This window comes from Bacillus cereus group sp. BfR-BA-01492 (assembly GCF_022662815.1).
GTDB classification, from domain to species: domain Bacteria; phylum Bacillota; class Bacilli; order Bacillales; family Bacillaceae_G; genus Bacillus_A; species Bacillus_A cereus_BD.
Window position 1 is genome coordinate 20,994 of sequence record NZ_JAKUEH010000023.1, and the last position, 16,169, is coordinate 37,162.

A 16,169-nucleotide genomic window follows, 5' to 3' on the forward strand; every position below is an offset into this window, starting at 1 on the left:
GTTCCGAAAAATGGAACTATAATTCCATTTTTTGAAATAAACATACAATTAAAAATTATAAAATATTCTTTCGATTTATACAATATTTCTTGAGATTTGATAAAGAGTACTCTCTAAATCTGTTTCAGTAAAGCAAACAAAAAGCAGAAGTCAAAGACTCCTGCTTTTTTATAATGCTCTTATATGTGGCACCGGCCAAAAGACCGCTTCACCTTTTCCGATAATTTCATCCTCCGAAATAAATCCAAACATACGGCCATCTTTTGAAACTTTACGGTTATCCCCTAATACAAAAACTTGTCCTTTTGGCACTTTTGTTTTTCCTGTAATTTGTTCTAATGTAAAGTCAGGTGTTAATACTCCATTTGCTTTCTTTTTATACTTTGCTAAATATGGTTCATCAACTGCTTTTCCATTTACATATAAAACATCATTTTTATATTCAATTGTATCACCGGGTAAGCCAATTACTCGTTTCACTAAATCATAGCCTTCTTTTCCATGGAAAATAACAATATCAAAACGCTCTAATCCTTTTATATTGTATCCAATTTTATTCACTAGAACACGTTCATTATTTTCTAAAGTTGGCATCATCGATTCACCTTGTACAAGCGAAGGAATAAATAAAACTTCTCGAATAATAAAAACAAGTCCTAATGTAATTGCTATTGTTTTAATCCATGAAATCAATTCTTTTTTTGTATCTTTCTTCTTATCTTTTTCCATTTTCTCGCTACTCTCCTATCATTATACGATTACATTTAATAGACTTCGAATTGCATTTTGATCAATTTCACCAAAACAAGGCTCTCCTTCGCGAGCAGCAGTACCTACGTGCACTTGCCTAATTCCTGTATCATGTAGCAATTTCTTTATATTTTCTTGTGTCACACCACTACCAATAATTAGCTCGATCTCTCCTTCACTTACTTTTTTCATTTCAGCAAGAACAGGAATATTTTCTACAATATGTCCCGTACCACCAGAAGTTAAAATGTGCGTAACTTTATTAAACTTTCGCAATATTTTCACCGCTCCTACTAAATCCTCTACCTCATCGATAGCACGATGAAACGTTACATTTACTCCATCCACCACAGACAATAAGTCTGCTAGTTTCGCTTCGTCAATCTTGTTTTCTTCCGTTAGTACACCGAGTACAACCCCTGCTGCCCCAAGACTTTGTGCAATTTGAATATCTTCTTTCATTAATTCAATTTCTTCTTGTGTATATATAAATGATTTCGCATGAGGGCGAATCATAACGTGAATAGGTATATTCACTGCCTCCACCGCCGCTTTTATCAATGCATAACTAGGCGTTAACCCACCTTCCGTATATGCTGCAATAAGTTCCATTCGATTTCCGCCAGCTTTTTCAATTCGTTTCACATCTTCTAGACAAGTTGCAATGACTTCCAGCATGAACATACCTCGTTTCGTACTTTTTTACTCCTATTATACAGGAGCACTATGCAGAAACATAGCTTTCTCTAATAAAACATCAAAATGATATTGCAAAAGAAAGATTTTTAAATCCTTATAACAAAAAAAGAATGAATAATCGGAAAATATTAAACTAGCTTCTTCTCACTCTCTTTATGATAAAGCCATCCCTCATGTAAAAGTTCACTCTCAATAAAATATAGCATCTAAAAAGGGCAAATATATTCACCCTTTTTAGATGCCTATTTTTTCTCTTATCCTATTGAGTGAAAAGCAGAATGAGCCATCAATGAGATTGTAACATCATCCATTGGCGGATTGTGTAATCCTGCCCTCACATTTAAATAATAACGATATAATGGATTTTTTTCTGATAAACTTTTCGCACCAACAATGCGCATCGCTTTATCAACAACGGAAATTGCTGCATTCGTTGCAATATATTTCGCAGCTGCTAGTTCTGCTTGTAATGACTGCTTATCATCGACTTCATCATACTTTTTTGCTATTTGATATAGAAACATACGAGCTTGCATCAATTCAAGTTCTAATTCTCCTACTAATCTTCTAATATTCGGCAGTGAGCTGATTGGATGATTTAAACTATTCGGTTGATATGATGCAGCAAACTGAAGCGCATAGTTCCGAGCAGCTTGTGCAATTCCTAAATAACATGCCGGTATATGAAGTAACCAACCCACTCCTTTTTGTTTTGATTGTGATCCTTTTATATCCGTAAAATATTTATCATGAATTTCTACATTTCGTAATACGAGATCATGACTCGCTGTTCCCCGCATCGCAACACTATCCCATGTTTCTTCAATGGAAACACCTTTTTGCGCTCTTGGAACGACAAACTCTCCAATCTCCTCCCGTCCTTCAATACTTGCAGAAATAATGAAATAATCAAGCATTGGCGCCATCGTTGTAAATGTCTTTCTTCCGTTTATAATCCACTTTTCACCCTTTTTCACCGCTAACGTTTCTGGTCGCCCGCCACGTGTCGGACTTCCTGTCTTTCGTTCTGTCGCAGCTCGATTAAAAAGAGCCCCTTTCTTCACTTCCTCACAAAACCATGCGAACATATCCGGTTTCCAAGATTGATTTTCCGTAAGTTCTTTCACGATACCAAGATGCCATCCAATTGATAAAGCAGTCGCTCCATCTCCTTCTGCAATTTTCTCTTGATATAAAACAAAATCATAGAGTGAAATCTCTTGTCCCCCGCATTCTTTCGAAAGCGTTAAAGTTGTATAACCAATATCTTTTAACTCGTTTATATTCTCAAACGGAAAAGAGCCCAATTCACTAAGCTCACACTCCCTTTCCTGAAACTTTGGAAGAAGCTCCTGTATCTTTTCAATCCATAAAGATTGTTCTTCTGTTTCTACAAATGAAATTGTCATCTTACTCTCCCCTTTATTTCGAGTTATTGAAACTAAAATTTCTATTCGTTGGCGAAAGGATACTCTTTCTTCTTTTTCTTATATGTAAATAACAAAAAAATCGTTTCTCTTTCTACCGTATACTATTCATAAAAGTTCCATACTGTCATTCTCTCAATTACTATATGAAATCCCAAACTTATTGTTACATTATTCCGATAAAAATACAATGTTTTAAAACAATAAGAAAACTTCCCATCAAAAGATAGGAAATTCTCTCACACTACTCTCCTTTTAATGCACGTATCGGTAAAGAAGTCATGTAACCAATATAGGAACATAATTCTTTAAAAAAGAAAGGAATCTCTGTATCTAGCGACTTATATGCTGACGTAGGTGTCGGGGATGCGTATGCATCCATCCCTATATGCTTGGCAATTCGCATCGCTCGCTTCATATGAAGAGGATCACTTACAATCGTATATGTTTGCAATCCATGCTCCATACCAACCTGTTTTGCATTTTTTAAATTATCTTCTGTAAAACGCGACTTTGTTTCAATTAAAATATCTTCGTCTTTTACATTACGTTTCAATGCGTACGCTTTCGCAGTACGAGCTTCCTCCAGTTCCGCTTCAAATTTTGTTCCACCTGTAAAAATAATTTTTTTAATATTACCGTTCTGATACAAAGAGATCGCATGGTTAATTCGTTCACGAAATACAGGAGATGGCTTTCCGTTCCAAGAAGCTGCTCCAAGTACAACAGCAGCATCTGTATCCACCTTATCTGTTTTAAATCGATAGCTCCAAATATCGTAAGCTGCATAACTTACAAAGAGAATCATAGAGCTAATCATAAGCAAGAATACTTGTAGCACTCTTCTTTTTTTACTTTTCTTCTTTTGTTCCATTTGTACTAGCCTCCGCGCATCATCCATACTTCTAAAAATATATGTAAATCATTTCATTTGAATTTATTTGAAAGAAGGCACTTTTTATCCTATGTGCAGTAAAGGGTTTTCATTCAAATAGAGGATTGTTTATTCATTCTTATTTATGGAGCATTTTGCATATCAAACACTTACAAATTGCATTTCATACTACTCCATTGTAACGAATTTTTCTATAGAAGGGAATGATGAAACAAAAGTATCTAAAAGAAGTTACTATTTTGTAAGAAAAAAGGTATACATTCCGCTTTTATGGAGTATATACCTTTGTATCATTATTGATATGCATGTAATTTTTGATGAAGCTGTTCTTTTATAAGCGGCCATTCCCTTGCAATAATACTATATACAACCGCATCTCTTACATAGCCATTCGGCAGCTGTCTTTCATTTCGTAATATTCCCTCTTTAACAGCGCCAAGTCTTTCAATAGCACGCTGTGCTTTTGTATTTCGTGAATCTGTCTTAATCTGTACACGTAGCATTTTCAGTTCTTCAAAGGCGTATTGTAATAAGAGAAACTTACACTCTGTATTCACACTTGTTCTTTGAACACTTGGATGGTACCATGTTTTACCAAGTTCAACTGTTTTATTTTCCTTTTCTATATTGTATAAACGTGTACTTCCAACAACTTTATTCTTCTCCTGATCAATCACAACAAACGGTAGCTCTGTCCCTTTTTTGTAGCCTTCTATTGCTTTTTCTACATACCTTTCCATATCTTCATGATTTTCCATCTTAGCGATTAAATACGTCCATATTTCTTTATTTTCTTTCACGATGGCAAATAATGTTTCAACATCATTTCTATCTATAAGTCGTAACTTTACTCTGTCCTTGATGAGTTCCATAAGTTCTTCTCCCTTTCTCTATGTCTAGCTAAATGGTAATCAAAAACAAATATGCTGTCAAAATTTTTACATTTCATTTTATTCTTTGAAAAATCCACTTGTCCCTTATAACAAATCTGAAACATCATTGCCATAAAGAGAAACTTTAATCCATGAAGCTTTCCTTCATCCCCACTAATGGTTAACTCTTACCAGTTGGACTATCCTAAAGTAGCAAAAATATGTAAAACTCCCTTCAAACACTTTCAAAAGGCCCACTTTTGGTGAGCCTTTCGTTACAACAATATATAGGCAATTGGCGTAATAATGAGTAAAGTTAAAATTGTTCTTTCTACGTATAAAATGATAAGTTCAGAAACTTTTAACGGAATATCTGTAGATAAAATACAAGGAATCGAAGCTGAGAAAAAGAGAATAGAAGATACCGAGACAACTGCAATAATAAATTTCGTAACGAGCGGTGTACTCACAACGAGCAAAGATGGTAAAAACATTTCAGCGATTCCAACTGAAGCTGCCTTCGCCGCCAAATCCGCTTCTGGAACTTGCATCAATAACGTAAATGGATAAAACATATAGCTAATCCAATCAAATACCGGTGTATATTTTGCCAATAAGATTCCGATTAATCCAACAGACATAATAGATGGTAAAATTCCCATTGTCATAATGAACCCATCTTTTAAATTGATTGCAATATTTTTCAGTAGACTCGGTGCTGATTTCGAAACTTCCAGAGCATCTTCCCAAGCACGTGCAAACATTCTTTCTTTATAGACTGGCTCTGGAAACCCTTCTTTTGTAATATATGTATCTGGTTTTGTTCGAAGCGGTGGGATTCTGACTGTGATAGCGGTTACAATAAATGTTACGATAAGCGTGGTCCAAAAATATAAATTCCATATGTGCATAATATTTAATGTTTTTGCAATGATGATCATAAATGTGGCAGATACAGTTGAAAAACCAGTTGCGATAATCGCCGCTTCCTTTATCGTATACTTTCCTTCTTTAAAAACACGATTCGTAATGAGAAGAGCGAGCGAATAACTTCCGACAAAAGAGGCAACCGCATCAATCGCAGAGCGCCCTGGTGTCTTCCATAATGGTCTCATAATGGGTCGGCAAAACGTACCGATGAATTCAAGTAAGCCATATCCTACTAATAGCGCTAAAAATGCCGAACCGATTGGAACAAGTAAACTTACTGATATAACTAACTTCTCATACAAAAATGGGCCTACATCCGGCGCAAAAAACCAAGTTGGTCCGACTTTCAAACAATATAATGCCCCAAATATAACTCCAATCACCTTCAAAAAAGAAAAACAAATATCCACAAATGATGCCTTCCATTTCTTTGTGTAAAAAGGATAAATCGCACCAATTACCATCACACCGAAAGCATAGTACGGTACAGCTAATGAAGCGGCTGATCGAATCCATGATACAATATGGTCAATCATAATAGATGAAGTACCATTCATTGTTACAGGCACAAAAAACATAAATACTCCCACAAAACTAGCGAAAATAAAACGAACAATCATTCCTTTCCCTACACCCGCTTTTAAGACTTTGTTTTCTAATTTCATTTGCTCCATTTCTCTTACCCCCTAGTTTTCTAAATATTCCGCATAAACACTTTACATTCCTTTTTTACTGTAATATTTTGAATAACAACTGAAAGGATATAAGAGAATTGTAAGAAATAATCTTGAATGAAAAGTTATTTATTCAATCTTTTTCGATATTTATATCCGTGCTTTTAGTAAAAAACATTTAACTTCGGATTATAAGCAACACAATCCAGCTATACGTACTCTTTCTCATTTTCTCATGAATCTACTCGATTCCTTTTGTGCTGATTTTATATTTTACAAAAAAGAAAGAAGTTTAAAGATGCCTTCAAACTTCTTTCTTCCCCGTTCTTTTATTGATTTCTCTTCACTTCTTTAAATTCTTCTTTCACCTGCTCAAGCGTTCCTTCTTCTGTCATTAAACGATATGCTGTGTAAGCAAGCGCTTTCGCAGCTGTAATGAGCGCCTTATCTCCCAGTTCAGAACGAGCGGCTTCTCTAAACTCATTCGTATGAGCGATTAAATCGTCTGGGCCAATTTTAATATATGGATGGATGGTTGGAACAACTTGACTGACGTTTCCTGCATCTGTTGAGCCAATACCAAATCTTTCTTTTTGATGCACGTTTTCTCCAAGCAATTCTAATTCTTCAGCAACTACTTCATCCAATGTTTTTGTTATAAGCAACTCATCAATTTCATTTTGAAATGGATCTATTTTTACTGTTGTCCCGGTAGCTAATGCCGCTCCTTGTGCAATATTTTCCACCTTTCCCGTCACTTCTGAACATCTTTTCCGCGTTGCTGCACGAATAAAGAAACGAGCCACTGCATAATCTGGAATAATATTTGGAGCCTTTCCTCCTTCTGTAATCACACCGTGAATTTTCACATCCGTAGGTAGCTGCTGGCGAAGTGCATTAATGCCATTGTACAATTGAATGATGGCGTCTAATGCATTAATCCCTTCCTCCGGTGAAGCTGCTGCATGCGCTGATTTTCCGTAAAAGTGAAAATCAAGTGGCTCTACCGCAAGAGACGGACTTGTTGTTGCTGTTTTCCCACTAGGATGAATCATAAGTGCCGCATCAACATGATGAAATAATCCCGCTTTCACATAGCTAGCTTTTGCACTTCCATTTGGTCCCCCTTCTTCCGCTGGCGTGCCAAACACAACAATCTCACCGCCAATCTCTTCAAGCGTTTCTGATAAAGCAATCGCCGCCGCCACGCTAATTGTTCCAATTAAATTATGACCACAAGCATGACCTAGTCCAGGCAATACATCATACTCTGCTAAAAAGGCGATGGTAGGCCCTGCTTTTCCTGAACTTTTTCTTGCAATAAATCCTGTTTCATGTCCAGCGATATTGTGTTGCAATTGAAATCCCGCGCTGCCGAGTAGTAAACTTAACGTTCGAGATGCGAAGAATTCTTGATTACCGATTTCAGGATTCGCATGAATAGCATGGCTTGTTTGAATATACTTTCCTTTATTTTTTTCAATACTCTCTTGAATGATATTACGATGTGACGTTACTTGTGTTGTTCCCATTCCCTTTACTCCTCCTTTTATTTACACGTAAAAAAGCCTCTTTCCTAAAAGATAGAAAGAGGCTTTCGCATATACATTCAGACTACGCTTCTTTCTTATCTTTCAAGTCTATTACTTGCTGGAATTGGCACAGTATTCATAAAGAATCCGCTGCCGAGGCTTCATAGGGCCAGTCCCTCCACCTCTCATGATAAGAATTTTCATAAAATTATATTAAATTATTTTTATTCTATTGTTATTCCGAGTAAATGTCAAGGAATTCCTATCTGATTTTACCGAATATCTAAAAATCCTGTTAATACAGCAATTGTTTCAGGTGCTTGCAGTCTTGCACATATATACGGAAATTCCGGACTCCCTTCAAACATCATTTGCGATGTTAACGGAGCTCCTGCCCAAAAGATTTCATCATCAATGACCAAAAACGGGAATGATTTATTTTGTCTTTGTACTCTTACGTTTTTTAGCGGAATAGGACCATCACTATAAATTATTACTTGTGCATTCGTACGCATTAACGCTTGCCATACTCTCTTATCGATTTTCCTTGTACTTGGCAACGATAGAACAATTTTTCGTTTGGCCACCAAAATATCTTTTAGTAACCCTTTCGGTTCCTCTAGATTCATTTCCATAAACCAACGTAAGCGTTTCGTAATTTTCCGCTCCCATACTTGACGTGATGTTGTGCGATCATACACATTTCCGTGGCGCTCTATATGAGCGGTTAACTGTGATAATGCTTGTTTTCTTGAAAGATTTTTACGCATATATTGACAATCTGACAGCTGAATGAACTTCCCTCTCGCCCTTGTTACGGCCACATTCACAAGGCGATGATTTTTATGATCAAAAAATAGCACACCAGGGCGCTCTTGCGGGTAACTATCAACCGTATCAAATATTATCATATCCCTTTCAGAACCTTGAAATTTATGAACCGTTGCTGCTAAAACTGGTACATTCCGATATTTCGTTTTTTGCAACATCTCTCTTATACATGTTGATAAAAAGCGAGATTGCGCTCGGTACGGCGTCACAACACCAATGGATTGAACACCATCTAATACTCCGATTAAAATCATTTGCATCGCCACTAAGCCAGACAGCATATTAAAACGCGATCCGGAAGCAGCATCTTTTAAAGAATAAGCCCCCATTAAGCTTGTATCAAATAAAACAGTTGCCTCGTTTGCGAACGGTTGTAATTTTGCTAGTTCTTGACGCTTTGAAACGGACGGATGATCATAGACTCTATTTTTATATATAAATGAATTTGTAAATTTCGCGATATCCGCATGCATCCGTCTTTGTTCCTGCAACATATATACATTCGGATGCGCTTCAGATTGATTAACAGATTCTACAATTCCTACATGATAAAATATATCTTCACAAAGCCACTTTCGAACAAGCTCATGGTTCGCCATTGCGATTGGTGGCAACTGCAAGAAATCTCCACAGATGACAATTCGTTTTCCAAGTGAAGCTGCTAAAGCAATTTGCGGAACATACGCCATACTGACTTCATCTACTATAACTAAATCAAATGTACGTTCATAAATCAGCGCATCAATTGCGCATTTTGATAATGTTGCACCAATTACTTGTGCATTTTCAATACACTCTCTTTCTACTTCTTTCATTTTCGCTCTCTGTTTTCGAAGATCACTTTCAATTTCTTGCATGCGTTTCTTATCAGAAGCAGTCGCTTTATAAGATAGTATTTTTTCGCGCAAATCTTGGCGCATCTCTTCTAAATAAAGTCTTTCTTCCCCCCATGAACCATTTGTCGTTTCCACAAGTCTTGAAGCAAGTAATGTCTCGTGATTACGTATATGTTCATGTTGGCTAAAACCGTAACGAACAATTTCTCCTGGCGTCCATTTATTTTTCTTCTCAATTTGCTTCGTAACTTCACTCATTAACACGTCCACTGCCGCATTACTATGAGCTAATACAAGAACCGATTTTCCTTTTTGATAATGAGCAGAAATGATCCGTGATAAATTATACGACTTTCCTGTTCCAGGTGGTCCCCAAACGTATGTTGTCGCATTGTAAAACGCTCGATACGCTAATTCATTTTTCGGATTTTTCATTTTTTCAATATGCTTTGGCGTGCTCGTTCCATCTAATAAACGTCTTATACGTTGACGCTTCTGCTTTTCTTTTCTCGCTTCTTTTAATCGCTCCTGAAGTTGTTCTAACAGTTGCCACGGTTCACTGTATAAAACAGCTTCTCTAATTTCACCTTGAATATAATCATTTAATTTCAATTCTATTTCTAATCCATGTACTGATAATACTTCCCCTGTCGCTTCCTCACCATCGAACTCAATTCGAATAGGTGAACCTTCAGGTAAGCTTACCTCTGAAATAAGCTGAAATACGTAAACTGTATTTTCATAATCTGTATATAAAAAACGACCATTTATGATAGAAATTTTACTTCCACCTATCGTTTTCCAATGTTTAATTTCATAAGCTAACGCTTGATGCCACTCTTTCATCGTTTCCGTTAATGAAGGAGTTTGCGAAGTTGTATTCATAAAATCGTCTCCTTCCTTCTCTCCAAACATACTTTCTCACTATATCATATATCGCACTAACATTTGTAAGATTTATATCTTACTTATTTTCTTAATATTCCATATTATGATACATATAAAATTTTCAGAAAGAAGGATTCCATATGCCAGTAAGAAGAATTGAACACGTAGGTCTTATGGTTGCAAACTTAGAAACTTCGATCTCCTTTTACAAAGAAGTCGTTGGATTACAACTGTTGAAACGTATGGGACATCCCGATCCCAATTTAAAACTTGCTTTTTTAGGTGCAGAAGAATCAAAAGAAACAATACTAGAACTTATTGAAGGATATAACGCTTCTCTTCCAACAGAAGGAAAAGTACATCACATTTGCTTTAAAGTAGATTCCTTAGAAGACGAAATTCAAAGGTTAAAACATTTACAAGTAACTTTTTTATTAGGAGAAGAAATTGAAACATTACCAGACGGAACACGTTACCTATTCTTCGCTGGTCCTGATGGAGAATGGATTGAATTTTTTGAGACGGAGCGATAGTAATTAAAAGAAACCAAAAAATCAAGTTTTAGTAACGTTTCGGTTTCACTATTATTATCGTATACTACCCTTTTTTTCATTTTACTTAATCTTATCATTACATCTGAAAACATTTAAAATCATGTACATAAAAAAGGAAGCATAGAAATTTCCATGCCTCCTTTTTATATACTTATGCAAAAAGAGAAGTATTCGCATACAAAGCTGGTGAGCCACCTGAATGTACGAATAAAATGTTGTCTTCTTTTTTAAACTTCCCTTTTCGAATGAAGTCGATTAGTCCTGCTACTGCTTTACCCTACATACAAGTTTGTTCAAAATGACCTGTGATTTATTCACCCATTCTTTGGATTATTGGTATAAAAATAAATCTATCAACCTCTTTCCAATCAATATAGAGTACTTTTGCTATATTTAATCTAAATACATTACAGAAAAAATAAAAAGGACAAATCGAATTTCGTAAACCTTTTCATTATAAATTATGAAAGGAATAAATGTTTCTTAATTCGTGTTTGCTTTATTTTGTCCATGTATATAATTAAGAAGATGAACATAATCGTTTTCTTGTCCAATATCAAATCGCTTCCCATCGATAATTTTCCCATATACTTTTTTGATGGCAATTAAAGAATGAATTGCATCGGTTAGTTGATACTCACCTCCGGCGCCAGGCTGCACATTTTGTAACAAAGAAAAAATATCAGGTGTAAAAACATATCTTCCAATAACCGCCATATTAGATGGGGGATTTATTTTTGGTTTTTCAACAATATTTGTAACGTCAATATAACCCTCTTTTATCATATCGCCTTTCACGACCCCATATTTATCTAAAAATTCATTTGGTACTGTGTGAATACCGATTACACTACTTTTTATCTCTTCGTATATCTTAATTAATTGATTCAAAGCGGTACCTTTATCCGAAATTATAATATCATCTGGCAAAAGTACAGCAAAAGGTTCATTACCAATGAATGCTTCACCTAGTTTTATCGCTTCACCAAGACCTCTCGCATACGGCTGTCTTGTATATAGTATTTGAATATCAGGAATCACAAAATTCTTTAATAAATAAGATTTTTGTTCTCTTTCTAAGAAAGCTTCTAACTCTAATGAATGATCAAAGTAATCAACTATTAAATTTTTTCTTTTTGAAACCACAATTAATATTTGCTCAATCCCCGATTTTACAGCCTCTTCTACAATATAATGAATTGCAGGTTTATTCCCTATTGGAAACATTTCTTTCGGGACTACTTTGGTAATTGGAAGACTTCTTGTACCATAACCTGCAGCTGGAATGATTGCTTTTTTAATCACTATCCTCTCTCCTTCTGCATATTTATCATATTATATTCAGTATTCCTCTTACCTGCGCATCACAAAATTTAAAAAGGCTTTTACCCCCTTACTTTTTTCACTTGTACAAATAGGGCCTTCTTATATGTCACCAATTATACTTCTCCATCAATATAATGTACTAACTGGTACTCATTTTAGAAGGGTGGACATCATATGAATATATGCATTATAGGATCTGGTTATGTGGGGCTAACATCAGCAGCGGTATTAGCTGATTTAGGACACCATGTTATTTGTGTAGATAAGGATAAAAATAAAATTCATTCTCTTCAAAAAGGAGAATGTCCCATTTACGAGCCAGGTTTAAAAGAACTTATTCACAAAAATCGTAACCGTTTAAAATACTGTCATGAAATTAATCAAGCTATTCAACTCTCATCAGTTATTATCATCACCGTAGGAACCCCTTCAACATCAAACGGTAAAACAGATTTAACTTATTTCTACTCTGTTATTGATTCGTTAGTTCCAGCTATAACATCATATAAAACAATTATTACGAAAAGTACAGTTCCACCAGGCACAAATCAATATTTATATGAAACACTCATTAAAAAAGGCGTTTCACCATCCCTTTTTAATGTTGTTTCTAATCCTGAGTTCCTTCGTGAAGGATCTGCTGTACATGATATGTTCTTTCCAGATAGAACAATTATAGGGGTTCAAAAAAATGATAAAAAATCTTTTGAGATCATCAAAAATATATATAAAAATATTCATGCTCCATTCCTCTGGACTGGTTTAAATGAAGCAGAGATGATTAAATATACAGCAAATGCCTTTTTAGCGACAAAAATATCTTTTATAAATGAGATTGCTCGAATTTGTGACGTATACCACATTGATGTTGTTGAAGTAGCGAAAGGAATTGGCTATGATTTTCGAATTAATCCTCATTTTCTGCAAGCTGGACTAGGGTATGGTGGGTCATGCTTTCCAAAAGATTTACAATCACTTATCTATACAGCAACTGATAGACAAGTCACTGTTCCTATTTTACAAGCAGTCCAATCTATTAATTCTACACAAGTAGATCTCTATATTGAAAAAATAAAAAACTGTATAGAACAACCTGCAAAAAAAATAACTATTTTAGGAATTTCCTTTAAACCACACACTGATGATATTCGCAGTTCACTTGCCATAACACTTCTCGAAAAATTAATCCCTCTTGGCTACGATCTTCACACTTATGATCCAAAAGCTGTTCTTCCTAACCATTTAAATAAGTACGTTACCCAACATGAGCGACTAGAGCCCTCTATTATGAACTCTGATTGTATTGTTATTGCCACGGAATGGGACGAATTTAAATTGCTGAACTGGAAACAAGTGAAACAAGCGATGAGAGGAGACCTAATTGTTGATGGACGAAACTGTCTTACTAAAGAGGAAATAGAGAAATCCAGATTACGCTATGTAGGAGTTGGTCGCTCATGAAAATACTTGTTACTGGGGCAGCTGGTTTCATTGGTTCTCATTTATGTGAAGAATTACTAAAAAACAAATCCTATTCCGTAATTGGAATAGATCATTTTATTGGCCCTACTCCGATTCAATTAAAGATAAGTAATATCCGTTCTCTCATAACAAATTCACGTTTTGAATTTATACAAGAAAATATTTTAAATGCAGATTTATCCGAAATTTTACAAGACGTAAGTGTCGTCTATCATTTAGCTGCTATTCCTGGGGTCAGAACAAGTTGGGGGAAAGATTTCCATCCCTACGTTACGAATAATATAATAGCTACGCAACATTTACTTGAAGCATGTAAAAACAAAGATTTAGATAAATTCATTTATATATCAACATCTTCTGTTTATGGTGAAAAATCTGGTGCAGTTTCTGAAGATTTATTACCAATCCCACTTTCTCCATATGGTGTAACCAAATTAAGCGGTGAACACTTGTGTCGTATTTATCATATAAATTTCAATATACCAACTATTATTTTACGATACTTCACAGTATACGGTCCGAGACAACGTACAGATATGGCGTTTCATAGACTTATAAAGCAACTAATAGAAAATAAACCTCTTACTATATTTGGCGATGGAACACAAACACGCGATTTCACTTATATCGATGATTGTATAAAAGGTACAGTAGCTACTTTAAAAACAAGAAAAAATATAATTGGTGAAGTAATAAATATTGGTGGAAAAGAGCAAGCTTCGATTTTAGATATTGTTTCTATGTTAGAAAAAATTATAGGTCAACGTGCAACAATGAATTTTTCAAAAGTCGTACCCGGCGAGCCGAAACAAACATGGGCAGACATTTCTAAAGCACAATCATTACTACAATATTCCCCATCGGTTTCATTATTTCATGGATTAAAAGCAGAATATGAGTATATGAAACAATTATATTAAGGAGGCTCGTTTATGAAAATCGCATATATATGTACAGAAAAATTACCGTCTCCGGCCGTAAAGGGCGGTGCTATTCAAATGATGATTGATGGTGTTTCCCCTTATATTAGTCAAGATCATGAACTTACTATCTTCTCTATTTCAGATTCGATTCTTCCAAAACAAGAAACAAAGGGGAATATCCATTACATCCGATTTCCTCAAGAGGAATATGAACAACAAATTATAAAAATACTCCCGACTAAAAATTTTGATATTATACATGTATTTAATCGCCCTAAAAATATCCCACTATATAAACAAGCTTCTCCCGATAGTCGATTTGTACTTGGACTCCATAACGATATGTTTGCAGAACACAAGATAACACTCTCTGAAGGAAATCTTATTATCGAAATGGTCACTGCTATTGTAACTGTTAGTAAATATATTAAACAAACAGTAATCAAAAGATTCCCTCAAGCCGAAGAAAAAATTTCAATTGTCTACTCAGGAGTAGATTTAATACATTCCCCTTCTATCTGGACACCAACTGGACAAGAAATTAGAAATAAATTTCGTGAAAAATATGCTATACAAAATAAGAAAGTCATCTTATTTGTAGGGAGGTTAACAAAAAATAAGGGTCCCCATATTCTCATTCAAGCTATGAAGGAGATTATTCAAGCACATCAGGACGCTGTTCTAGTCATTGTGGGTGGAAAATGGTTTAGTGATAATGGTGTGAATAAATATATTAGAGATTTATACAAACTTGCCTACCCCATTAAAGAACATGTGATTTTCACCAAATTTATTCCTGCAGATCAAATTCATAACATTTTTTTAATGGGAGATATATTTATTTGTAGTTCACAATGGAATGAACCGTTAGCACGTGTTCATTACGAGGCGATGGCAGCTGGCATTCCCATCATTACAACAAATCGTGGCGGAAATGCAGAAGTTATAACAGATGAATATAATGGATTATTAGTACAACAGTATAATAATCCAGCAGAATTTACTAGGCTTACTCATGCTCTATTATCTCAACAAGAATTCGCGAACTGGATTGCTAAAAATGGCCGATGCGTTGTTGAAAAAAAATTCACATTTATGCATACAGCTCAAAGACTAGAACAAGTATATAAACAAGCAGCAACTTCTATTAATTTATCTACCACTAAATTCAAATACTCTTTTAAAATTCAAATTATCTAAAATATCATTTTCCTTTCACATCGTAGTATAAAATAAATCCCCCTTTGAGAAGGGGGATTTATTTTAAGCATCATCTTCTTCGTCTTCTTCGTCTTCTTCGTCTTCTTCGTCTTCTTCGTCTTCTTCAGTAAAACTTACTTCTGTTCCATCGATATATTCAATTTCAACTTCTATACCATTATGTGCTCCAGATTGAATTACTTCAGCTAAAGTTTTTAATACGTTCTGTATCTCTTCTTCTGAATTAACAGTAAATTCATTCTCAAAATCTATTTTTATTTTTGCTTTTTTTACATCTTCCATTTCATTTACTCCTTTTTATAGATTTATATATAATATGTTAAAAATAC

At 34.9% G+C, this 16,169-nt stretch carries 14 protein-coding genes, 1 pseudogene and 1 riboswitch; of the genes and pseudogenes, 4 read left to right on the plus strand and 11 right to left on the minus strand.

The genetic code is table 11. The features are described from left to right. Positions 1–168: 168 nt before the first annotated feature. The 8 genes from lepB to MR063_RS19595 form a co-directional block, all read right to left on the minus strand. Positions 169–729 carry a signal peptidase I gene (gene lepB, locus MR063_RS19560; RefSeq protein ID WP_242200893.1) on the minus strand — a complete coding sequence of 187 codons (561 nt, stop codon included), beginning with the start codon at positions 727–729 and terminating at the stop codon, positions 169–171. Between the two features lie 21 nt (positions 730–750). After that, complete coding sequence (locus tag MR063_RS19565) at positions 751–1,428, minus strand: copper homeostasis protein CutC (protein WP_242200894.1); 678 nt, start codon at positions 1,426–1,428, stop codon at positions 751–753. Positions 1,429–1,703: 275 nt separating this feature from the next. After that, a complete protein-coding gene (locus tag MR063_RS19570; protein WP_242200895.1) occupies positions 1,704–2,858 on the minus strand; it encodes an acyl-CoA dehydrogenase family protein in 1,155 nt (384 codons plus the stop codon). Positions 2,859–3,120: 262 nt separating this feature from the next. Continuing rightward, a complete protein-coding gene (locus tag MR063_RS19575) occupies positions 3,121–3,750 on the minus strand; it encodes a YdcF family protein (protein WP_242200896.1) in 630 nt (209 codons plus the stop codon). 314 nt (positions 3,751–4,064) lie between these two features. After that, a complete protein-coding gene (locus tag MR063_RS19580) occupies positions 4,065–4,643 on the minus strand; it encodes a GNAT family N-acetyltransferase (protein ID WP_242200897.1) in 579 nt (192 codons plus the stop codon). A gap of 275 nt (positions 4,644–4,918) precedes the next feature. Further along, positions 4,919–6,247 (minus strand): YjiH family protein, encoded by a 1,329-nt coding sequence (locus MR063_RS19585; RefSeq protein WP_242200898.1) that lies wholly within the window; start codon positions 6,245–6,247, stop codon positions 4,919–4,921. Between the two features lie 329 nt (positions 6,248–6,576). Then, positions 6,577–7,779: a M20 family metallopeptidase gene (locus MR063_RS19590; protein ID WP_242200899.1), complete on the minus strand. Its 1,203-nt coding sequence runs from the start codon at positions 7,777–7,779 to the stop codon at positions 6,577–6,579. 92 nt (positions 7,780–7,871) lie between these two features. Beyond that, a riboswitch (SAM riboswitch) is annotated at positions 7,872–7,976 on the minus strand. A 75-nt stretch (positions 7,977–8,051) separates the two neighbouring features. Continuing rightward, complete coding sequence (locus MR063_RS19595) at positions 8,052–10,361, minus strand: AAA domain-containing protein (protein WP_242200900.1); 2,310 nt, start codon at positions 10,359–10,361, stop codon at positions 8,052–8,054. A gap of 113 nt (positions 10,362–10,474) precedes the next feature. On the opposite strand from MR063_RS19595, the gene MR063_RS19600 reads away from it, so the two are divergent. Next, a complete protein-coding gene (locus tag MR063_RS19600; RefSeq protein ID WP_242200901.1) occupies positions 10,475–10,867 on the plus strand; it encodes a VOC family protein in 393 nt (130 codons plus the stop codon). A gap of 172 nt (positions 10,868–11,039) precedes the next feature. Here the strand turns inward: MR063_RS19600 and MR063_RS19605 are convergent. Continuing rightward, positions 11,040–11,165, minus strand: a pseudogene (locus tag MR063_RS19605) (D-cysteine desulfhydrase); the annotation flags it as partial. Positions 11,166–11,371: 206 nt separating this feature from the next. Beyond that, positions 11,372–12,193 (minus strand): UTP--glucose-1-phosphate uridylyltransferase, encoded by an 822-nt coding sequence (locus tag MR063_RS19610; protein WP_242200902.1) that lies wholly within the window; start codon positions 12,191–12,193, stop codon positions 11,372–11,374. A 195-nt stretch (positions 12,194–12,388) separates the two neighbouring features. Here MR063_RS19610 and MR063_RS19615 point away from each other — a divergent pair, with 195 nt between their 5' ends. The 3 genes from MR063_RS19615 to MR063_RS19625 are packed head-to-tail and all read left to right on the plus strand — an operon-like array spanning position 12,389 to position 15,819. Further along, positions 12,389–13,675 carry a UDP-glucose dehydrogenase family protein gene (locus tag MR063_RS19615; RefSeq protein ID WP_242200903.1) on the plus strand — a complete coding sequence of 429 codons (1,287 nt, stop codon included), beginning with the start codon at positions 12,389–12,391 and terminating at the stop codon, positions 13,673–13,675. Beyond that, positions 13,672–14,616 carry an NAD-dependent epimerase/dehydratase family protein gene (locus tag MR063_RS19620; RefSeq protein WP_242200904.1) on the plus strand — a complete coding sequence of 315 codons (945 nt, stop codon included), beginning with the start codon at positions 13,672–13,674 and terminating at the stop codon, positions 14,614–14,616. The genes MR063_RS19615 and MR063_RS19620 overlap by 4 nt, the downstream gene beginning before the upstream one ends. Positions 14,617–14,628: 12 nt before the next feature. Beyond that, positions 14,629–15,819, plus strand: a complete 1,191-nt coding sequence (locus tag MR063_RS19625) for a glycosyltransferase family 4 protein (RefSeq protein ID WP_242200905.1) — start codon at positions 14,629–14,631, stop codon at positions 15,817–15,819. Between the two features lie 63 nt (positions 15,820–15,882). Here the strand turns inward: MR063_RS19625 and MR063_RS19630 are convergent, their stop codons facing one another. Continuing rightward, positions 15,883–16,122, minus strand: coding sequence for a hypothetical protein (locus MR063_RS19630; protein ID WP_242200906.1), 240 nt, complete (start codon positions 16,120–16,122; stop codon positions 15,883–15,885). Between the last annotated feature and the right edge of the window lie 47 nt (positions 16,123–16,169).

Coding starts and splice junctions, on each gene's coding strand:
- lepB (WP_242200893.1), bottom strand. CDS start 729: ATGGAAAAAGATAAGAAGAAAGATACAAAAAAAGAATTGATTTCATGG.
- MR063_RS19565 (WP_242200894.1), bottom strand. CDS start 1,428: ATGCTGGAAGTCATTGCAACTTGTCTAGAAGATGTGAAACGAATTGAA.
- MR063_RS19570 (WP_242200895.1), bottom strand. CDS start 2,858: ATGACAATTTCATTTGTAGAAACAGAAGAACAATCTTTATGGATTGAA.
- MR063_RS19575 (WP_242200896.1), bottom strand. CDS start 3,750: ATGGAACAAAAGAAGAAAAGTAAAAAAAGAAGAGTGCTACAAGTATTC.
- MR063_RS19580 (WP_242200897.1), bottom strand. CDS start 4,643: ATGGAACTCATCAAGGACAGAGTAAAGTTACGACTTATAGATAGAAAT.
- MR063_RS19585 (WP_242200898.1), bottom strand. CDS start 6,247: ATGGAGCAAATGAAATTAGAAAACAAAGTCTTAAAAGCGGGTGTAGGG.
- MR063_RS19590 (WP_242200899.1), bottom strand. CDS start 7,779: ATGGGAACAACACAAGTAACGTCACATCGTAATATCATTCAAGAGAGT.
- MR063_RS19595 (WP_242200900.1), bottom strand. CDS start 10,361: ATGTTTGGAGAGAAGGAAGGAGACGATTTTATGAATACAACTTCGCAA.
- MR063_RS19600 (WP_242200901.1), top strand. CDS start 10,475: ATGCCAGTAAGAAGAATTGAACACGTAGGTCTTATGGTTGCAAACTTA.
- MR063_RS19615 (WP_242200903.1), top strand. CDS start 12,389: ATGAATATATGCATTATAGGATCTGGTTATGTGGGGCTAACATCAGCA.
- MR063_RS19620 (WP_242200904.1), top strand. CDS start 13,672: ATGAAAATACTTGTTACTGGGGCAGCTGGTTTCATTGGTTCTCATTTA.
- MR063_RS19625 (WP_242200905.1), top strand. CDS start 14,629: ATGAAAATCGCATATATATGTACAGAAAAATTACCGTCTCCGGCCGTA.
- MR063_RS19630 (WP_242200906.1), bottom strand. CDS start 16,122: ATGGAAGATGTAAAAAAAGCAAAAATAAAAATAGATTTTGAGAATGAA.